The following is an 18,066-nucleotide window of genomic DNA, read 5'->3' as shown; positions in this document are numbered from 1 at the left end:
GCCACAGGATGAGTGATCTGCATGAACCTACTGCCCAAGCCGGTCGAGCAGAGCAGGGACATGCACCTGATCGGATTTGTAGTTGCCGGTCAGCACATGCATCAAAAGGTTCACACCAAAGCGCCGGGCCAGCTCGCGCTGGCGTTCACCTGAAAACCCGCGCCCAACCGGATAGAGCGGCGCGTTGCGCTCATCCACCGCCCATGCCGCTGCCCAGTCATTGCCGCCGATCACCACCGGGGTTACCCCGTCGTTGAGGTTGCGAAAGGGCAGTCCTTCAACCTGTTCAGCATCCGGTGGTGCGGCTTCGACCCAGATTTGCCCGCGCGGATGACGACCGGGAAAATCCTGTAACAAGTAGAACGCACGTGTCAGCACATGATCGGCAGGGATTGGCTCTATGGGTGGAATATCCAGCGGAAGCGCCAGTTGTTGCAGGCGTCGCGCCGCGCCGCTGCTGGCCCCGGTGACCGCTAGGTCTGCATCACGGGTATCAAAAAGGATCATACCGCCCGTGCGCAAATAGGCATTGAGCTTGCTGTAAGCTTCTGATGAGGGGAGCGACTGCCCCTCCGTGACAGGCCAGTAGAGAAACGGAAAAAACGCCAACTCGTCGGTTTCCAGATCCACCCCGTATGGTGGCGCAGGTTCGACGGAGGTGCGCAGCGCCATTACATTGCTTAGGCCACGTAACCCTTCGGCGGAAATCTGATCGACCCGCGCGTCACCTGTCAGCACATAGGCCAGTGTCAATTCTGATGTGAGTTCCGTCGGAGTCGCAGCGGACGAATTGGAAGCTGTCTGAGCCTGTGCAGATTGCGGCAGTCCCGTGGTGATGCCACCCGCTATCCCCGCAGCGAGCATCAGTGCCGCCACTTTAGCAGGAGACCAGAGACCAGACACCAGAAGTGCCGCCGCAATGTCGAGTGCCAGCAGCACCAGCGCAAAGCTCAAGAGCACACCGCCGAGGGGGCGCTCCTGTGCGCCCTCATAGGTGAGAACCGGCACAGATGCAGGCCAAGTGGCGGGGCGAATCTCATCCCCCATGCGCAAGACATTGCGGGCATAGGCGCCGCTGCCGCTGGTATAAAGCCCGGGCTGCAACGTGGGTCCCGAAGGGGCGTCGATCAGATCTGGCCCCGCAACACCTGCCAATGTGTCCGCGTCTGCCAGGCGACCAAAGCCGTCCAAAACCTCAACCGCCTGCCATGTGGTGCCCTCCAGAGCCTCTGCCGCAGGAGGCTTTGCAGCAGAAGACACCGCGAGACGTTCCAGCATGTCGACAAACAGCCCCGAGAGCGGCAGGGTGCTCCACTCCGCATTCGCCGTGACATGGAACAGGACCACTTGACCCTGACCCAGTGATTTACGCGTTACCAAGGGCGTACCATCGCTCAACTCGGCTACGACGCGGCTGGCCAGTTCCGGGTCGGGTTGTGCCATGACTTGTGAGCTGACGGTAACTTCCTGCGGGATCTCCAAACCGTAAAAGGGTGAAGCTTCCGCAAATGGCGCGAGCGCCTTTGGCTGGCCCCAACTCATGGCCCCGCCTATGCTGCGCCCGCCAATACGCAGGCGCACCGGCATCAGCGGTTCCTCGGTGTCGCGGGCCGTATCGCTGGCGGCCAGACGTGGCCCGGCAAACCGCAACAGCAAGCCACCCTGATCCACCCAGTCAATCAGCGCCTCTTCCTGCGCGGGGGCCAGACGGGCCACATCGGCGAGAACCACCACGTCCGGGTTTGCAGGCAATAGATCCGGCAGTGCTCCTTCGAGCAACTCTGCCGTCGGCTCCAGCGCCTGACGCAGGTAGTGGAGCGGAGAAAGTAGTGCGAGGCCTTCATCGCTGCTCTGAGCGGAAATCAATGCGACCTCACGGCGGCGCAACCGATCATCGGTCAGTGAAACCGCCCCGGCAGAGCGGGTGTTCAGGATCTCGAACCGGCTGATGCGGGCACGCAACTCCATGGGTAACGCCAGCTGTGCTTCGGCGCTGTTGGCAGAGACGGCAAAGGTCATCGTGGTTGAGGCCAGCGCGCGTTCTGTACCGTTTGGGTCCGGCCCAAGGGCCTGCACGGTGATCTCTTGTTGAAGCCCGGTGCTGCTGCGCAGGGCGCGCAGGGTAATTGCACCGTCTTCGTAAGTGGCGGGCAGCAGGCCCATCACAGGCGCGCCGCTCTCGTACACTTCGATCTCGCCGCGTTCGGCAAGTGTCGCGACCAGATCGGCGCGACCTTCCATTGCCACACCGTCGCTCAGCCAGAGCGTATCAAACCCGCCTTCAGCCTCGGCGATCATTTTTGCAGTGTCTTGTAGCTGTTCGGGAGAGGCCACCCATGGCGCGGGTGTCATCCCCGGCAATTGGCGGCTCCAGTGACCTGCAGCGAGGAATTGCAGTGGCTCTGGTGCAGTCAGGCGCATGAGTGCAACAGGGCGACCTGCGCGCCCGGCCTCACTTAGCTCCGCCTCGATCTGAGCGCGGTTCTGCTCCCAACGTGGCGCGCCGCCCCAGCCAGAATCCATGACGATCAACAGTGGACCACTGCCACCATGTTCCTGTGCAGGGTTTAGCACTGGCCCCGATAGACCAAAGATGGCTGCAGCCACGGCGAGCATCCGAAGGAGCAGTAACCACCACGGGGTGCGATCCGACAGGCTCTCGTCGTCTTTTAGCCCCAACAAAAGTGTCACGGCTGGAAACGGTTGCCGTTTTGGGGCCGGAGGAATGGCCCGCAGCAACAGCCACAGGATTGGCAAAACCAAGAGCCCCAGTAGCAGCCATGGGCTGGCAAAACCTATGCCGGCGATCATGGTCATTGGCGCAGCTCCAATGCGTGATAGAGCCACAGCAGACCGGATTGCGCACTATCGCCTGTGTGGTGCAGGCCCAAGGTCCAGCCTGCCGCGCGGCACAATTGTTCCAGCGCATCGCGCCGTTCCGCCAGTCGATCCAGGTACCGATCACGCAGAGCGGATGCTTTCAATGTTTCGTGGCTGAAGCTGCTATCCGGCCCCTCGAAACGGGTGCGACCGCTGAAGGGAAACATCTCCTCAGTGGGATCCAGAACCTGCAGAAGCACACCACGCAATCCACGGTCCGCCGCCTTGGTGAGTGCGATTTCCAACTCCTGAAAGGGGCCGAGAAAGTCTGAAATGAACAGCGCACGCGCATGAGGGATCAGCGCTCGATGCTCGGGTGGGGCATAGGCTGTGTCGTCAATGGTGGTGAAATGCTCGGCCAGCCTCAGGATCTGCATATTGCCGCGTCTCGGGGGCAGCGCACCCCCGGTCAGCCCCACGCGCTCGCCGCCACGTACCATCAACACGGCTGAGGCCAAGGCCAACAGGCGGGCGCGGTCAACTTTCTGCGGCAATTTGGCATTCGAGGCAAAACGCATGGAGTGCCCCTGATCGACCCAGAGGTGCACGGTCTGCGCAATCTGCCATTCCCTTTCGCGCACAAACTGCTGATCGCCGCGCGCAGACCGGCGATGGTCGATCATGCGACGACTGTCGCCCTGTTGCACCGGGCGATATTGCCAGAAATCATCGCCAGCGCCGGACCTTCTGCGGCCGTGTTCTCCGAGCAAAACCGCGCCAGCCAATTGCTGCGCCTGCACCAGCAAGGGGGGCAGGACACTGGCAGCTTCTTCGGCGCGGCTGCGAATCTGACCAGCCGGACCACGGGCAGTCATATCGCGGGAGGGGGCAGGGTGGTTCACGCGGCGGCCTCGGCTCGGATCAGGGTGGCTGCGGTCTCATCAATCAAATCTGCAAGGCTATCGCCACGGGCGCGGGCTGCGAAATTCAGCTGCATCCGGTGGCTCAGCACCGGGCGCGCCATATCGACCACATCCTCCGGATTGGGGGCAAGGCGGCCCTGCAACAATGCCCGCGCCCGCACCGCCATCATCAGGGCCTGCGCCGCTCGCGGCCCCGGTCCCCATGCCACGGTCTGGGCGACCCGTTCGCTTGCACCGGGTTCTTCGGGGCGGAAGGCGCGCACAAGATCGAGGATCACTTCAACCACCGACTCGCCAACAGGCATGCGGCGCAACAAGGTCTGAGCCGCAATCAGCTCATCTGCAGTAAAGACCTGATGCACCTCACTCTCTTCGACACCGGTGGTGGCAATGAGGATATCGCGCTCGGTGTCCCGGTCGGGATAGTGGATGTCGATCTGCATCAGGAAACGGTCAAGCTGCGCTTCTGGCAGCGGATAGGTCCCTTCCTGCTCGATCGGGTTTTGCGTTGCGAGCACATGAAACGGGGCATCCAGCGCCCGATCTGCGCCTGCGACCGTGACGGTTTTCTCTTGCATTGCCTGCAAGAGCGCCGATTGGGTCCGGGGCGAGGCGCGGTTGATTTCATCCGCCATCAAAAGCTGACAAAAAATCGGCCCCTGCACAAACCGAAAGGCGCGGGTGCCATCGGGCGCCGTATCCAGCACCTCAGAGCCAAGGATATCTGCAGGCATCAGGTCCGGTGTGAACTGAACCCGGTTGCCGTTCAGGCCCATAACGGTCGAGAGTGCCTCCACCAGCCGGGTTTTGCCAAGGCCGGGCAGACCGATCAACAGGCCGTGGCCACCACACAGCAAGGTCGCCAGCGTCAGATCGACGACCCGCTCTTGTCCGATGAACCGACGTGTGATCGAGGCGCGCGCCTCTTGCAGCTTGGTTTCCAGCGCTTCGATGTCGGACAACAGATCCTGTGCTTCGCTCATGACTTCCCTTTCTGTGGGCTTATATGTTCTCAGTGTATCGCGCAGAGATAGAATGGCAAAACGAATGAGTGGACAAAAAGCCGTGACACCAGATGCAAATGCCCTAGAAGCAAGCGCAAAGGCCGCAGGCAAAGGCGGATTGCCGCCGGTGCATTTGTGGAATCCACCCTACTGCGGAGATCTGGATATTTGCATCCACCGTGATGGCAGCTGGAGCTACCTTGGCTCCCCCATCAACCGGTTTGAATTGGTGAAGTTGTTTTCATCGATTCTGAAGCTGGAAGGCGGAAAATTCTATCTGGTGACACCGGTAGAAAAGGTCGGCATCACTGTCGAGGATGCGCCTTTCGTCGCGGTCGATTTCGAGGCCACTGGCGCGGGTGAGAGCCAGGTTCTCACCTTTACCACTCAGGTTGGCGATCAGACCATCGCTGGGTCGGATAACCCGGTTCGGGTCGAGCGCGATCCGAATACCGGGGAACCTTCGCCTTACGTGCATGTACGCGCGGGGCTCGAGGCGCTCATAGATCGCAAGAGCTTTTACCGGCTTATGGAAATGGGTGAGGCGCATGAAGGCTGGTTCGGCCTATGGTCTCAGGGCTGCTTCTTTCGCATCATAGAGGCGGACGCGCTGGATCTTGCCTGACGGCAAACGTTTTTGACTTGAGGCTTGTGGGCTGTGCAGATCAGCGCCACGCTCGACGTAAGTGGTGATCCGGGGATCATCATTGCACTCAGAAACAGGCGTCCGCGCAATCCATTAAAATTGCGCAAAATGAGGGCATTTTCATCTGTGCCGGGCGGATGCATATCAACGCATTACGAGAGCAGGTGCAGTTCAAAGTTAAATTAAAACCCGCGTACGCGCGTCACAGGTCTGTGGTATAGTGATGTGACGGGGACTGCACGCGCAGCAGGAGGTGAGAATGCCAAAGTTCGCGGCCAATCTATCCATGCTCTTTGCGGAGCTTCCTTATCTGGACCGTTTTTCGGCGGCAGCTGCCGCCGGTTTCGAGGCGGTGGAGGTGCTGTTTCCCTATGAGTTTGCGGCCAAAGAAACCCAACGTGCGCTTCTTGCCAATGGGCTGGAATTGCTGCTGATCAACGCTCCGCCGCCAAACTACACCGGCGGTGATCCGGGTTATGCAGCCGTGCCAGAGCAGGCAGACCGGTTCCAGCGCGACATCCGCCGGGTGCTGCGCTACGCCGATATGCTGAAGGCAGGGCGCATTCATGTGATGGCCGGACCGGCTAAGGGCGCAGCGGCGCGACAGACTTTTGTGCAAAACTTGCAAGCAGCAGCGGATTCGGCGCCGCAGCAGCAGTTCACTATCGAGCCGCTGAACAACGGTGATTTTCCGGGCTATTTCCTTGATGATTACAACCTCGCGGCGGACATTCTCGATGAGGTCGGGCGCGATAATGTGACCCTGCAGTTTGATGCATACCATGCACAGTTGATCCATGGCGATGCGCTCAAGGTCTGGGAGGCTTTTGGAGATCGCGCGACCCACGTGCAGTTCGCGGCAGCACCTTCGCGCTGCGAACCGGGCAATGGGCCGCTGGATTTTGACGCACTTTTTGCAGCCATTGATGACAGTGGCTATCAGGGCTGGGTCAGTGCGGAATACACGCCCAGCACGCCCCGTACTGAGGATAGCCTGCGGTGGATGCGGGCGTTACAGGCGGCTTGAGAGACATCTTGGACGGCTACGGAGTGCCGAGCGCGCCGCATCTTTTGTGCCGGTGAAGCTCCCGCCCCCCGTGCGATCATCACAGATGATCTGCGGGCGTTGGGCCCGGCGCCGCTGGCGCGGCGCAGGGCATATTGGCGCGACCGGTCACTGCAAGCAGAGGAACAGGTCCAGATTGCGGCCACGGGCGCGGTCGGTCTCGGTCGAGGCATGTTCGGCGCGCTTGCCCTGACCGGCGCGACAGACGCGGTCGGCCTCGTCCTTGGCCACTTTCAGCGCCCAGTGGCGTTTGAATTTCTGTTTGGTAGCAATGGTGACGCTGTCGCCGTTATAGGCGGTGACCTGCGGGTCGATGTGATGGGCACAGGCGGTCAGCGCCGCCAGCAGTGCGGTTAAGATGATCGGTTTCAAAACGGGTCGTCCAATTGGTTTGGTCAAAAACCGGCGGCCACGTCGGGCGCCCGCCGGGAAGGGCTTTGTCTAAAACGGGCCAGAGCGCGCGTTAATGCGCCTCGGCCCAGTTTTGGCCGCGACCGGCGTCGACCACCAGTTTCACGTCCATATGCACCGCCGGATCGGCCGCGCCTTCCATGATTTCGCGGGCGACCGAAATGGTTTCGTCCACGTGATCCTGAGGAACCTCGAATAGCAATTCATCGTGTACCTGCAACAGCATGCGGGCGGGCAGATGTGCAATCGCATCCGGCATCCGGACCATGGCGCGGCGGATCACATCCGCCGCAGTGCCCTGAATCGGCGCGTTGATCGCAGCCCGTTTGGCAAAGCTCGCCCGCGGCCCCTTGGCGGCAATCTCCGGCGTGTGGATCTTGCGGCCAAACAGCGTCTGCACATAGCCGTGCTCCTTGGCGAAATTCACGGTGTCGTCCATATATTGGCGAATACCTGGGAAGCGCTCGAAATAGCGGTCGATGAAGCCCTGCGCCTCGCCGCGCGGGATGCGCAGATTGCGCGCCAGACCAAAGCCCGAGATGCCGTAGATCACCCCGAAGTTGATCGCCTTGGCCTTGCGGCGGATCTCCGGTGTCATCTCCTCCAGCGGCACGTCAAAGACCTCGGAGGCGGTCATGGCGTGAATGTCGTGACCATCGGCAAAGGCCTGTTTCAGCGCGTCGATTCCCGCCACATGGGCTAGGATGCGCAGCTCGATCTGGCTGTAGTCGAGCGACAGGAGTACATTGCCCTCTTCGGCAACAAAGGCCTCGCGGATGCGGCGGCCTTCCTCGCTGCGCACGGGGATGTTTTGCAGGTTGGGATCGCTCGAGGCCAGACGTCCGGTGTTCGCCCCGGTCTGCAAATACGAGGTATGCACCCGGCCCGTCTCCGGGTGGATATGTTCCTGCAAGGCGTCGGTATAGGTGGATTTCAGTTTTGACAGCTGCCGCCAGTCCAGCACACGGGCGGGCAGCTCGTGCTCGGTGGCCAGATCCTCCAGGATGTCGGCGCCGGTGGCATAGGCGCCGGTCTTGCCTTTCTTACCGCCCGGCAGAGACATCTTGTCAAAGAGGATCTCGCCCAGCTGTTTGGGGGAGCCGACGTTGAAGCTTTCGCCCGCCAGCTCGTGGATCTCAGCCTCAAGTGCTGCCATCTTTTGCGAAAACGCGTTCGACATCCGGCTCAGCGTGTCGCGGTCCACCTTGATACCGTTCTGCTCCATCTGCGCCAGCACCGGCACCAGCGGACGCTCCAGCGTCTCGTAGACCGTGGTCACCTGTTTCTGGTGCAATTGCGGTTTGAACTGCTGCCACAGGCGCAGGGTGATGTCGGCGTCCTCGGCCGCATAGGGCGTGGCGTCGTCGATCGGCACCCGGTCAAAGGTGATCGCCGATTTGCCGCTGCCCAGCAGCGATTTGATCGGGATCGGCTGGTGATCGAGGTAGCGTTCCGACAGCGTGTCCATGCCATGCCCGTGCATGCCGCCGTGCAGCGCGTAGGACAACAGCATGGTGTCGTCGATCGGGGCCACGTTAATGCCGTTGCGGGCAAAGATCTTGGCGTCGTATTTCATGTTCTGGCCGATCTTGAGGATGGCGTCATCCTCCAGCACCGGTTTCAGCATCTCCAGCGCCTGCGCCAGCGGCATCTGCCCCTCGGCCAGATCGTCAGAGCCAAACAGATCGCCGGAATTGCCCGCCTTATGCGTGAGCGGCACATAGCAGGCCTGCCCGGGCACCACGCAGAGGCAGATGCCGACCAGATCGGCGATCATCTCGTTGAGGCCGGTGGTCTCGGTATCCACCGCGACATAGCCGTGTTCGCGAATGAGGTCGATCCACTGTTGCAGGGTCTCGGCGTCGCGCACGGTGGTGTATTCGGCGCTGTCAAAGCCGGGGGCTTCGGGCAGTTCCAGCGCGGCGGCCGCGGCGGAGGGTGCTTCGGGGATGGTCGGAGCCTCGCGGCCCAGCTGGTCGGCCATCCGCTTGGACAGGGTGCGGAATTCCATCTCGGCGAGGAAACCCAGGAGCGTTTCCGCGTCCGGGTCGCGCACTTCCAGATCGTCGAGGGTGAAGTCCAGCTCCATGTCGCAATCCAGCTGAACGAGGCGTTTGGACATTTCGATCTGGTCGCGTTTTTCCACCAGGGTCTGGCGGCGCTTGGGCTGTTTGATCTCCTCGGCGCGGTCCAGGAGATCTTCCAGCGAGCCGAATTCATTGATCAGCAGCGCTGCGGTCTTGATGCCGATGCCGGGCGCGCCGGGCACGTTGTCGACCGAGTCACCGGCAAGCGCCTGCACATCCACCACCCGGTCGGGGCCGACGCCGAATTTCTCGCGCACGCCATCGCTGTCGATGCGCTTGTTCTTCATCGCGTCGAGCATTTCGACCCCGTCGCCGACCAGCTGCATCAGGTCCTTGTCCGACGAGATGATGGTGACGCGTCCACCCGCTTCGCGCGCCTGACAGGCCAATGTGGCGATAATGTCGTCGGCCTCGAAGCCTTCGATCTCCTTGCAGGCGATGTTGAAGGCGCGGGTGGCCTCGCGCGTCAGCGGGAACTGCGGCACCAGATCCTCCGGCGCGGGGGGGCGGTTGGCCTTGTAGAGATCGTACATGTCATTGCGGAACGACTTGCCGGAATGGTCAAAGATGACCGCAACATGGGTGGGCGCATCGGGGCCCTTGTTGTCCTCGACCTGTTTGAACAGCATGTTGCAGAACCCCGCGACCGCACCGATCGGCAGCCCGTCGGATTTGCGCGTCAGCGGTGGCAGCGCGTGGTAGGCGCGAAAGATAAAGGCGGAGCCATCAATCAGGTGGAGGTGACAGCCTTTGCCAAAATTGCTAGTGCTCATGGTGTTTGACCCCAACCGATTGTTTCCCAGATGTTCTTATCCGCCTTATCTCCGATCCGTCGCGTCACTGCAATCACTCTGCTCGGCCTGAGCGGTCTCTTGATTACATCCTGCCAACGCGAAGCCTCAAGTTCCGAGGCGGAAGCTTTCTTGTCTGGTTGCACCTCGAACCCGGGTCAGGGCGACCACTGTACACCGCTTTTGGCCTGTTTCGACAATGGGCAAAGCATCCATGGGGCGACGCTCGGTTGGTTGTCGGGCAATATCGAGGGGAAGACCCTGGATGGCGTGGCGTGCCGCGGAAAATGGGAGATTCTAAGTACATCAGATGCCAGCGGTTCTGCTCAATTTATCTGCGAGGACGGCAGCTATGGGAACGCAAGTTTTTCCTATGATCGCGCGAAGCCCGGCACGATTTGGGGGAGAGGTGAATTCAATGCGTCCGAGGCGTTTCAGGTCTGGGGTGGTTGGGATCTCATTCAGCGGCTGCAATTGGCAGGGGGCCATTTTGATCAGCTATGTGATGCTTTGAATGGCCTGAAAGAGCGTCGCTCTGCACTGTGATGTTGCACGCATGTGTCGCGGTGGCCTGCAGGTAGCGTATTGGCCCATATGGCAGTTCGACAGATTTAGAACATTCCCATCACAAGGCCTGCAGCCATGGCCTGACCTACGTCGCGGCACATCTGCAATTCATCCTCGGGGATGACCTTGTCGGCCAGAATCGCCTCCGGAGTCTGTGCGTGGGTGCAGATAATCAGCGGCTCCTGCACCGCCTTCAGCCGCCAGCCCTGTGCGATCCTTGCCAATTGCCGCGCGGCGTTCTCGCCATCCGACCCGGCACAGATCATCTGCGCATAGGGGCGCGCTTCGATCTGTCCCAGCACGGGATAGTAGCAGCGGTCAAAGAATTCCTTCATCGCACCGGAGAGCGCGGCGAGGTTTTCCGGCGCGCAGAACAGATAGCCGCTTGCCGCCAGCAAATCCTCGGGGCTGGCTTCCTCAGCGTGGACCAGACGCGCGGCCCCCTCGTCCGAAGCGCCCGCAAAAGCAGCCTCGGCCATCTGCCGGCTGCCGCCGGTGCGGGAATGATATATGATCAACAGCTCTGCCATATCCGGCAGACTAGCGAACCCAGGCGCGGATCAAAAGCTCAGGCAAGCCCGGTTCAGGCGACTTTGCCTTCAAAATCCCGGTGGATGTATTTGCAATCACAATAGGGGCATTCGACAAACCCGCTGTCCTCGGGGATCTGAAGATAGACCCGCGGATGACCGAGCGCGCCTTCGCTGCCGTCGCAGGCGACACGGTAGCTGTCTACGATCTTGGTTTCCGGCGCTTCAATGGTCATCGCTGGCGATCCTCTGGCTAATGCGTTAGGGGCTTTATGAGCCATGGAAATACCGGGGGCAAGAGCCGCGATGACTGATGAGGCAATCCGCATTGAAGCTTTGCGCAAAACTTACAAAGGGCGCAAAGGTCAGCCGGAGAAACATGCATTAAAAGGGATCGACCTCACTGTGCCGTGTGGATCGGTGTTTGGTCTGCTGGGGCCGAATGGTGCGGGCAAATCGACACTGATCAATATCCTTGCGGGGCTGGTGCTGAAAACCAGTGGCAAAGTGACGATCTGGGGCTTCGATCAGGACGCAAATCCGCGCCAGAGCCGCGCCTCGATCGGGGTGATGCCGCAGGAATTGAACCTCGACCCGTTCTTTACCCCGCGCGGCGCGCTGGAGGTGCAGGCGGGTCTTTATGGTGTGCCAAAAGCCGAGCGCGACAGCGACGGCATCCTGAAACTGATCGGGCTGGAGGACAAGGCCGAAGCCTATGCCCGCACGCTTTCGGGTGGCATGCGGCGCAGGCTTCTGCTGGGCAAGGCGCTGGTGCATCGCCCCAATATTCTGGTGCTGGATGAGCCCACCGCCGGTGTCGACATCGAGTTGCGCCAGATGCTGTGGGAGAACGTCCGCAAGCTCAACGCGCAGGGCATGACCATCATCCTCACCACCCATTATCTGGAGGAAGCGCAGGAGATGTGCGACGAGATCGCCATCATCAATCAGGGCGAAGTGGTGGCGCGGGATTCGACTGCAAACCTGCTGGGCCGCCTTGATGCACGCGCGATGGTGGTGCAGCCCGCCGCCCCCGTCACGACCCTGCCAGAAGGGCCGGGGATCGAGGCCGAGCTGCGCGGTGACGGTGCCGTGGTGCTGCGCTATCACAGCAACGAAACCTCTGCAGAGGCGGTGCTGGAGGCGGTGCGCGCAGCCGGGATTTCCATTCGGGACGTCAAAACCGAAGAGGCCGACCTCGAAGATGTCTTCCTCGCGCTGACAAAGTCCCGCTGATGCAGATCCGTCCGTTTGAACCCCGTGACGCCGCCGACTGGGCACGGATCTTTCACACCGCCGTGCATCAGGTCGGCGCGCGGGATTATTCCGCTGAACAATGCGCCGCATGGAGCCCCGAGCTCGCCCCGGTCGACCGGGTGCTGGAGCGCGCCCGCGACGGCCGCCGCATCTGGGTCGCGGCGGACGCAAACAACGTGGCGCAGGGCTTTATCGAGCTGGAGGCCGACGGCCACATCGACTGTTTCTACCTTGCGCCCGAGGTGGCCGGCACGGGCATCGGTGCGGACCTTTATGCCCGGCTGGAGGGTGAGGCCCGCAATCTTGGCCTGTCCGCGCTTTATGTTGAGGCCAGCGAGGCGGCGCGGCGGTTCTTTCTGCGCCAAGGCTTTACGGAGGAACACCGTCGCGATTTTGAACGCCGGGGCGTGATGATGCATAACTACGCGATGACCAAGACGCTGCCCGAGGTTCACACTGGCGCAATTAACGCTCGCTCTGGGTGATTGCGCCGCTTAAGGTCCCTGAAATGATCGGCTGCGCGGCACGTCTCTGCGGCCCGTCGGTATTTGGCTGAGAGGGTTCTTAAGAATGGATTTGCACCAGATCGTCCTGTTTGCAGCTGCGGTTGTCGGGGTCTCTCTCATTCCGGGTCCAAGCACGCTGATCGCATTTGCCCATGGTGCAGGGAGCGGTTGGCTGCGGTCGATCTGGACCGCGCTGGGCAATGCATCGGCGTCGATCTTGCAGGCGATTGCAGCCTCTGCCGGGCTGGGGGTGGTGCTTGCCGGGTCCGCGAGCCTGTTTCTGGTGGTGAAATACTTGGGCGCTGCCTATCTGATCTGGGCCGGTATCCAGATGTGGCGCAGCGCTGCGCGGCGGGTCGATATGGCAGAGGCCAAGGGACCAGCCACCATGAGTTCTGCCCGCCTGTTTCTCAGCGGCTTCACCGTGGCGGCGAGCAATCCCAAGGCCATCATATTTTTCACAGCGTTGTTTCCGCAGTTCCTGTCACCTGAAGGCACAGGACTTGGACAGCTTGCCACAATGGTCACAGTGGTCGGACTGGGGTCATTTGGTGTGGCGGCGTTTTACTGCGGGCTTGGCGCTTGGGTGCGCGAATTGAAACTGTCTCGCCGGGCGATGTCACGGCTGCATAAGGCCACGGGCGGGGTGTTCGTCGCCAGTGGCCTTAGCCTCGTTGCCGCGCGCTAAGGGCGTCAGCGCTCGATCCTCGCCTGATAGCAGTTGTTGCGCGCGGATCGGATGTGGATGTAACGCACGCGCGGGTCGGCGAAGATCTCTTCGGCCTGCGCCATCATCCGGTCCTTGTCGATCACGATCCCGGTGCCGTAGACGATGCGGTCGTCTTCGCCATATCCCTTGATCAGATAGTCGGGGGAACGGGTGAAGACCTCGGGCATCTCCGGGCCCTCGTGCCGGGTGCAGGTGTCGGCACAGAGGAAGATCGGCCCGGTTTCTGCATAGGGCTGCGCTGTGGGAAAGGGGCGATGCGCGAGGATCAGCATCTCGGCCCCCTCAGGGATGTAGGTCAGGCAATGGCGACATGGGTTGCCGCCGCCGTCAGAGGTGGCGCGTTCCGGCAGCTGGCCATGGGCGTCGGGCTGGCCGGCCTGATAGGCGCGCACGGTTTCGGTGGGCATGGCGAAGATCTGGGGCATGGGTTTGGTCCTGTTGGTGAACTCTGTGGGTATGGCTAACAGTCGAGCCATTCGCCCAGCGACCCGGATCTTGCGCCTTCGCCCCCTGTGATGCGGAGAGAGATGCGCAAAAACGCACCGGCGGAGGTCACATTCGCGCGGATTGCGCACTCCCCGGTTTCCCAACCGCGCGACAGTCTGTAGAACCCGAGGCGAAACACCGCACTCGTTGACCGGAGACGCGCCATGACCGCACCCAAACCCGTTGTTCTTTGCATCCTCGATGGCTGGGGCAGTGCTGAGCCGGGACCGGCCAATGCGCCCTATCTTGCAAAGACGCCAACGCTGGATGCGATCATGGCAAGCAGCCCCACCGCGCGGCTGATCACCCATGGCCCCGATGTAGGGCTGCCCAGCGGTCAGATGGGCAATTCCGAGGTGGGTCATACCAATATCGGCGCGGGCCGGGTGGTGGCGATGGACCTCGGCCAGATCGATCTGGCGATCGAGGACGGATCATTTTACGACAATGCCGCGCTTCAGGCCTTTATCGCCAAACTGAAGGAAACCGGGGGTGCGGCGCATCTGATGGGGCTGGTTTCGGATGGCGGCGTGCATGGCCATGTGACCCATATCCTGGCCGCGATTAAGGCGATCCGCGATGCGGGCGTGCCGGTTTGGCTGCATGCGGTTACCGACGGGCGGGACGTAGCGCCGAAATCGGCGCTCACTTATCTTGATCAGCTTGAGGCCGGTATGGCGGAGGGGGCGCAAATCGCCACCGTCACCGGGCGTTATTTCGCCATGGACCGCGACAACCGCTGGGAGCGCGTGAGCCAAGCCTATGAGGCCATGGTCAAGGGTGCGGGTCAGTTCACCGCGCCGAGTGCGAAGGCGGCAGTTGAGGCCGCCTATGGGCGTGAAGAGCTGGATGAATTCGTTAAGGCCACGGTGATCGAGGGCTTTGATAGCATTCAAGACGGCGACGGGTTCTTCTGTCTCAACTTCCGGGCGGATCGGGCGCGGGAAATCCTGCGCGCCATTGGCGAGCCGGAGTTTGCAGAGTTCGACACCGGCCCGCGGCCCGTGCTTTCGGGGCTGCTGGGCATGGTGGAATATTCCCAAGGCCATAACGCCTATATGACCACCGCCTATCCGAAAAAGGCCATCGTCAACACGTTGGGCGAATGGGTGGCCAAACAGGGCAAGCGTCAGTTCCGTCTGGCGGAGACCGAGAAATATCCCCATGTGACTTTCTTCCTCAACGGCGGCAAGGAAACACCCGAGGAAGGCGAAGACCGCTTTATGCCAAAATCGCCCAAGGTAGCGACTTATGATTTGCAGCCTGAGATGTCTGCGCCCGAGGTCACCGCGAAATTCGTCGAGGCGATCAAGGCGGGCTATGACCTCATTGTCACCAACTACGCCAACCCAGATATGGTTGGCCACACAGGCGATCTCGACGCGGCGATCAAGGCGTGCGAGGCAGTGGATCAGGGCCTAGGCGAGGTTGTCGCGGCCCTGAAGGACGCGGGCGGTGCAATGATTGTCACTGCGGATCACGGCAATTGCGAGATGATGGTCGACCCGGAAACGGGCGGCGCGCATACGGCGCATACCACCAATCTTGTGCCGGTGGCGCTTGTTGGTGGGCCAGAGGGAGCAGCGCTGAAGGATGGGCGCTTGGCCGATCTTGCGCCGACGCTTCTGGCCTTGATGGGGCTGGAGAAACCTGCGGAGATGACCGGGGAAAGCCTGCTCGTATGATGCCACTGCGCGTGATGATGCTGGCGCTTGGCCTTTTGGTCGCGATCCCTGCGCAAGCAGCAACCCAGAACCCCGGCGAAGCAGCCACGGCCGCAGCGGCGGCGCTAGAGGCTGCGTCAGAGCGGCTGGATGCCGCCAAAAGCGCCAATGACCGGGTCAAGGCGCTGACGGAAACCGTGCGCGCCTATGAAGACGGGCTTCAGGCGATGCGGGAGGGGCTGCGCCGTGTGGCGCGGCGTGAAACGCAACTCACCACCCAGCTCAAGGCACGCGAGGATGAGGTTGCAGATCTATTGGGTGTGATCACCACGATTGAGACCTCAACGCCGCCAGTGCTGATGCTACATCCCTCCGGTCCACTGGGGGCCGCGCGGTCTGCGATGATGCTTGCCGAGGTGACACCGGGACTGCAGGCACGCGCCGATGCGTTGCGCAATGATCTGCAAGAGGTGCGGGACCTGCGGCTGTTACAACAGAGTGCGGCGCAGCAGCTTGAGGATGGTTTGCGCGGCGTACAGGACGCACGTGCGGCACTGTCGACCGCGATTGCGGATCGCCAGGACCTGCCCAAGCGCTTTACCGAAGATCCAGTTCAGACTGCGATCCTGATCTCCTCAACCGAGACTCTGACCGGTTTTGCCGATGGGCTTGCGCTCATCGCGGAGGCCAATGGGGTCGAGGCTGATGATGCAGATATCACCGATCTGCGCGGCGATCTGCCCTTCCCGGTCGAGGGGCTTTTGCTGCGCGGCTATGGGGATAAGGATGCGGCGGGTGTCGCGCGTGCGGGCATTCTCGTAGCGACTCGCCCCCGAGCGCTTGTCACCACACCGACAGCGGCGACAATCCGATACCTCGGCCCGCTCCTTGATCTTGGCAATGTGGTGATTCTGGAGCCGCAACCCAACACGCTCTTTATCCTATCGGGCCTTGCCGACGTCTTTGGAGAAGCCGGGCAAGTGATCCCTGAAGGTACGCCAGTTGGCCTGATGGGCGGGGATGCGGCAGCGAGCAGCGCGATTTTGTCACTTAGCGGTGAAGGGGGTGGAACTGGCCGCTCGGAAACGCTCTATATAGAAGTCAGAATGGAAAACAGTCCCGTGGACCCAGAGACGTGGTTTCGGACAGGGCAAGGTGGATAGGCAAGAGATGAAGAAATTTGCGATGGCGGCTCTGGGCGGGACGCTTGCGGGCTTTGTGGCGACAACATATGTGGCAGCACCACTGCTGGCACAAGAGAGCAACAAGGCAACCGTCTATGAACAGCTCGATCTGTTTGGTGACATCTTTGAACGCATCCGTGCGCAATATGTCGAAGAGGTCGATGAAAAAGAGCTGATCGAAGCCGCAATTGGCGGCATGCTGCAATCTCTTGATCCGCACTCCAGCTATCTGTCGCCCGAGGATGCCACCAAGATGCGGGTGCAGACCCGTGGTGAGTTCGGCGGTCTGGGCATTGAGGTCACGCAGGAAGACGGGTTTGTCAAAGTCGTCTCTCCGATGGATGGCACGCCCGCCGATGAGGCCGGTGTCGAGGCTGGTGACTTTATCACCCATGTGGATGGTGAGAGCCTGCTTGGTCTGGGGCTGGATGAAGCAGTCGAACTGATGCGCGGCCCGGTGGGGTCGGAGATTATCATCACCGTGGTGCGCGAAGGCGAAGACGAGCCCTTTGACGTTTCCATCATCCGCGACACCATCAAGCTCACCGCCGTGCGGGGCCGCACTCAGGGTGATTCCGTGGTGCTGCGCGTTACCACCTTTAATGAACAAACCACGCCGAACCTTGAATCCAACCTGCAAGAACAGGTTGAGGCGCTGGGCGGTATGGACAATGTGAACGGGATCGTGCTCGACCTGCGCAACAATCCGGGTGGTTTGCTCACACAGGCCATCAGTGTTGCCGACAGCTTCCTCGAAAGCGGCGAGATCGTCTCCACTCGTGGCCGTAACCCCGAAGATGGCGAGCGGTTTAACGCAACGCCGGGCGATCTGATCGACGGTAAACCGATTGTGGTGCTGATCAATGGCGGTTCCGCCTCTGCATCGGAAATCGTTGCGGGTGCCTTGCAAGACCATCGCCGGGCGATTGTTGTGGGCACGAAGTCCTTTGGTAAAGGATCGGTGCAGACCGTAATGCCACTGCGCAGCGACGGTGCCATGCGCCTGACAACCGCGCGTTACTACACCCCGTCTGGCCGGTCCATTCAGGCACTTGGCGTCAGCCCCGATATCGTCGTGGCACAGCCGCGCCGCCGCCCTGAAGCAGAAGAAGACGAGCCCGCCAGCAGCGCCTTTGGTCCGCGCTCCGAGGCAGAGCTGCGTGGTCGTTTGAACAACGACAGTCTGTCGGAGGATGAAGTCCGGCAGATCGAAGCGGATCGCGAAAAAGCCGAGAAAGCCGCAGAATTGCGCGAGCAGGACTATCAGCTGGCCTATGCTATCGATATCCTCAAAGGCCTGTCTGCGCTGGGGCCAAAAGAATAACGCCTGACCGCGCATATGGATAGAAAACGGGCCGCCCCATCGGGCGGCCCGTTTGTGTTTTATGGGGTGG

17 protein-coding genes are annotated in these 18,066 nt (G+C 61.4%); 9 read left to right on the top strand and 8 right to left on the bottom strand.

What is annotated here, in order from left to right; genetic code table 11:
* Positions 1–27 precede the first annotated feature (27 nt).
* The 3 genes from UB90_RS04635 to UB90_RS04625 are packed head-to-tail and all read right to left on the bottom strand — an operon-like array spanning position 28 to position 4,726.
* Complete coding sequence (locus tag UB90_RS04635; protein WP_065325344.1) at positions 28–2,817, bottom strand: DUF4159 domain-containing protein; 2,790 nt, start codon at positions 2,815–2,817, stop codon at positions 28–30.
* Positions 2,814–3,695: a DUF58 domain-containing protein gene (locus tag UB90_RS04630; protein WP_065325381.1), complete on the bottom strand. Its 882-nt coding sequence runs from the start codon at positions 3,693–3,695 to the stop codon at positions 2,814–2,816. Before UB90_RS04630 ends, UB90_RS04635 begins: the two co-directional genes overlap by 4 nt.
* A 23-nt stretch (positions 3,696–3,718) precedes the next feature.
* On the bottom strand, positions 3,719–4,726 hold the full coding sequence (locus tag UB90_RS04625) for an AAA family ATPase (RefSeq protein WP_065325343.1): 1,008 nt from the start codon (positions 4,724–4,726) through the stop codon (positions 3,719–3,721).
* A 52-nt stretch (positions 4,727–4,778) separates the two neighbouring features.
* Here UB90_RS04625 and UB90_RS04620 point away from each other — a divergent pair, with 52 nt between their 5' ends.
* Together UB90_RS04620 and UB90_RS04615 are read left to right on the top strand one after the other, a co-directional pair.
* Complete coding sequence (locus UB90_RS04620; protein ID WP_081285180.1) at positions 4,779–5,372, top strand: DUF1285 domain-containing protein; 594 nt, start codon at positions 4,779–4,781, stop codon at positions 5,370–5,372.
* Positions 5,373–5,652: 280 nt separating this feature from the next.
* Positions 5,653–6,420, top strand: a complete 768-nt coding sequence (locus UB90_RS04615) for a hydroxypyruvate isomerase family protein (RefSeq protein ID WP_065325342.1) — start codon at positions 5,653–5,655, stop codon at positions 6,418–6,420.
* 147 nt (positions 6,421–6,567) lie between these two features.
* Here the strand turns inward: UB90_RS04615 and UB90_RS04610 are convergent, their stop codons facing one another.
* Both UB90_RS04610 and polA read right to left on the bottom strand, forming a co-directional pair.
* The gene (locus tag UB90_RS04610; RefSeq protein WP_065325341.1) at positions 6,568–6,831 is read right to left on the bottom strand and encodes a hypothetical protein; all 264 of its coding nucleotides are present in this window, start codon (positions 6,829–6,831) and stop codon (positions 6,568–6,570) included.
* Between the two features lie 91 nt (positions 6,832–6,922).
* On the bottom strand, positions 6,923–9,730 hold the full coding sequence (polA, locus tag UB90_RS04605; RefSeq protein ID WP_065325340.1) for a DNA polymerase I: 2,808 nt from the start codon (positions 9,728–9,730) through the stop codon (positions 6,923–6,925).
* 30 nt (positions 9,731–9,760) lie between these two features.
* On the opposite strand from polA, the gene UB90_RS04600 reads away from it, so the two are divergent.
* Entirely contained in the window at positions 9,761–10,294 is a 534-nt protein-coding gene (locus UB90_RS04600) for a hypothetical protein (RefSeq protein WP_065325339.1), read from the top strand.
* Between the two features lie 65 nt (positions 10,295–10,359).
* Here UB90_RS04600 and UB90_RS04595 read toward each other — a convergent pair whose 3' ends face one another.
* Positions 10,360–10,845 carry a flavodoxin family protein gene (locus UB90_RS04595; protein WP_065325338.1) on the bottom strand — a complete coding sequence of 162 codons (486 nt, stop codon included), beginning with the start codon at positions 10,843–10,845 and terminating at the stop codon, positions 10,360–10,362.
* Between the two features lie 53 nt (positions 10,846–10,898).
* Positions 10,899–11,081 (bottom strand): zinc-finger domain-containing protein, encoded by a 183-nt coding sequence (locus UB90_RS04590; protein WP_005679955.1) that lies wholly within the window; start codon positions 11,079–11,081, stop codon positions 10,899–10,901.
* Between the two features lie 70 nt (positions 11,082–11,151).
* On the opposite strand from UB90_RS04590, the gene UB90_RS04585 reads away from it, so the two are divergent.
* From UB90_RS04585 to UB90_RS04575, 3 genes are all read left to right on the top strand, one after another.
* Positions 11,152–12,081 carry an ABC transporter ATP-binding protein gene (locus UB90_RS04585; RefSeq protein ID WP_065325337.1) on the top strand — a complete coding sequence of 310 codons (930 nt, stop codon included), beginning with the start codon at positions 11,152–11,154 and terminating at the stop codon, positions 12,079–12,081.
* Entirely contained in the window at positions 12,081–12,587 is a 507-nt protein-coding gene (locus UB90_RS04580; protein WP_065325336.1) for a GNAT family N-acetyltransferase, read from the top strand. The genes UB90_RS04585 and UB90_RS04580 overlap by 1 nt, the downstream gene beginning before the upstream one ends.
* 85 nt (positions 12,588–12,672) lie before the next feature.
* Positions 12,673–13,296: a LysE family translocator gene (locus UB90_RS04575; RefSeq protein ID WP_009177828.1), complete on the top strand. Its 624-nt coding sequence runs from the start codon at positions 12,673–12,675 to the stop codon at positions 13,294–13,296.
* A gap of 5 nt (positions 13,297–13,301) precedes the next feature.
* Here UB90_RS04575 and UB90_RS04570 read toward each other — a convergent pair whose 3' ends face one another.
* Positions 13,302–13,763, bottom strand: coding sequence for a DUF1203 domain-containing protein (locus UB90_RS04570; protein WP_009177780.1), 462 nt, complete (start codon positions 13,761–13,763; stop codon positions 13,302–13,304).
* A gap of 225 nt (positions 13,764–13,988) precedes the next feature.
* Between UB90_RS04570 and gpmI the strand changes: the two genes are divergently transcribed.
* The 3 genes from gpmI to UB90_RS04550 are packed head-to-tail and all read left to right on the top strand — an operon-like array spanning position 13,989 to position 17,996.
* Entirely contained in the window at positions 13,989–15,509 is a 1,521-nt protein-coding gene (gene gpmI / locus UB90_RS04560; RefSeq protein WP_065325334.1) for a 2,3-bisphosphoglycerate-independent phosphoglycerate mutase, read from the top strand.
* The gene (locus UB90_RS04555; RefSeq protein WP_081285519.1) at positions 15,506–16,651 is read left to right on the top strand and encodes a murein hydrolase activator EnvC family protein; all 1,146 of its coding nucleotides are present in this window, start codon (positions 15,506–15,508) and stop codon (positions 16,649–16,651) included. The genes gpmI and UB90_RS04555 overlap by 4 nt, the downstream gene beginning before the upstream one ends.
* Positions 16,652–16,658: 7 nt before the next feature.
* Positions 16,659–17,996: a S41 family peptidase gene (locus tag UB90_RS04550; protein WP_065325333.1), complete on the top strand. Its 1,338-nt coding sequence runs from the start codon at positions 16,659–16,661 to the stop codon at positions 17,994–17,996.
* The last annotated feature ends 70 nt before the right edge of the window (positions 17,997–18,066 follow it).

The sequence above is a fragment of the Tritonibacter mobilis genome, assembly GCF_001681715.1.
GTDB classification, from domain to species: domain Bacteria; phylum Pseudomonadota; class Alphaproteobacteria; order Rhodobacterales; family Rhodobacteraceae; genus Epibacterium; species Epibacterium mobile.
This window is presented reverse-complemented; position numbering and strand designations above follow the sequence as displayed.

Coding starts and splice junctions, on each gene's coding strand:
- UB90_RS04635 (WP_065325344.1), bottom strand. CDS start 2,817: ATGACCATGATCGCCGGCATAGGTTTTGCCAGCCCATGGCTGCTACTG.
- UB90_RS04630 (WP_065325381.1), bottom strand. CDS start 3,695: ATGACTGCCCGTGGTCCGGCTGGTCAGATTCGCAGCCGCGCCGAAGAA.
- UB90_RS04625 (WP_065325343.1), bottom strand. CDS start 4,726: ATGAGCGAAGCACAGGATCTGTTGTCCGACATCGAAGCGCTGGAAACC.
- UB90_RS04620 (WP_081285180.1), top strand. CDS start 4,779: ATGGCAAAACGAATGAGTGGACAAAAAGCCGTGACACCAGATGCAAAT.
- UB90_RS04615 (WP_065325342.1), top strand. CDS start 5,653: ATGCCAAAGTTCGCGGCCAATCTATCCATGCTCTTTGCGGAGCTTCCT.
- polA (WP_065325340.1), bottom strand. CDS start 9,730: ATGAGCACTAGCAATTTTGGCAAAGGCTGTCACCTCCACCTGATTGAT.
- UB90_RS04600 (WP_065325339.1), top strand. CDS start 9,761: ATGTTCTTATCCGCCTTATCTCCGATCCGTCGCGTCACTGCAATCACT.
- UB90_RS04595 (WP_065325338.1), bottom strand. CDS start 10,845: ATGGCAGAGCTGTTGATCATATATCATTCCCGCACCGGCGGCAGCCGG.
- UB90_RS04590 (WP_005679955.1), bottom strand. CDS start 11,081: ATGACCATTGAAGCGCCGGAAACCAAGATCGTAGACAGCTACCGTGTC.
- UB90_RS04585 (WP_065325337.1), top strand. CDS start 11,152: ATGACTGATGAGGCAATCCGCATTGAAGCTTTGCGCAAAACTTACAAA.
- UB90_RS04580 (WP_065325336.1), top strand. CDS start 12,081: ATGCAGATCCGTCCGTTTGAACCCCGTGACGCCGCCGACTGGGCACGG.
- UB90_RS04575 (WP_009177828.1), top strand. CDS start 12,673: ATGGATTTGCACCAGATCGTCCTGTTTGCAGCTGCGGTTGTCGGGGTC.
- UB90_RS04570 (WP_009177780.1), bottom strand. CDS start 13,763: ATGCCCCAGATCTTCGCCATGCCCACCGAAACCGTGCGCGCCTATCAG.
- gpmI (WP_065325334.1), top strand. CDS start 13,989: ATGACCGCACCCAAACCCGTTGTTCTTTGCATCCTCGATGGCTGGGGC.
- UB90_RS04555 (WP_081285519.1), top strand. CDS start 15,506: ATGATGCCACTGCGCGTGATGATGCTGGCGCTTGGCCTTTTGGTCGCG.
- UB90_RS04550 (WP_065325333.1), top strand. CDS start 16,659: ATGAAGAAATTTGCGATGGCGGCTCTGGGCGGGACGCTTGCGGGCTTT.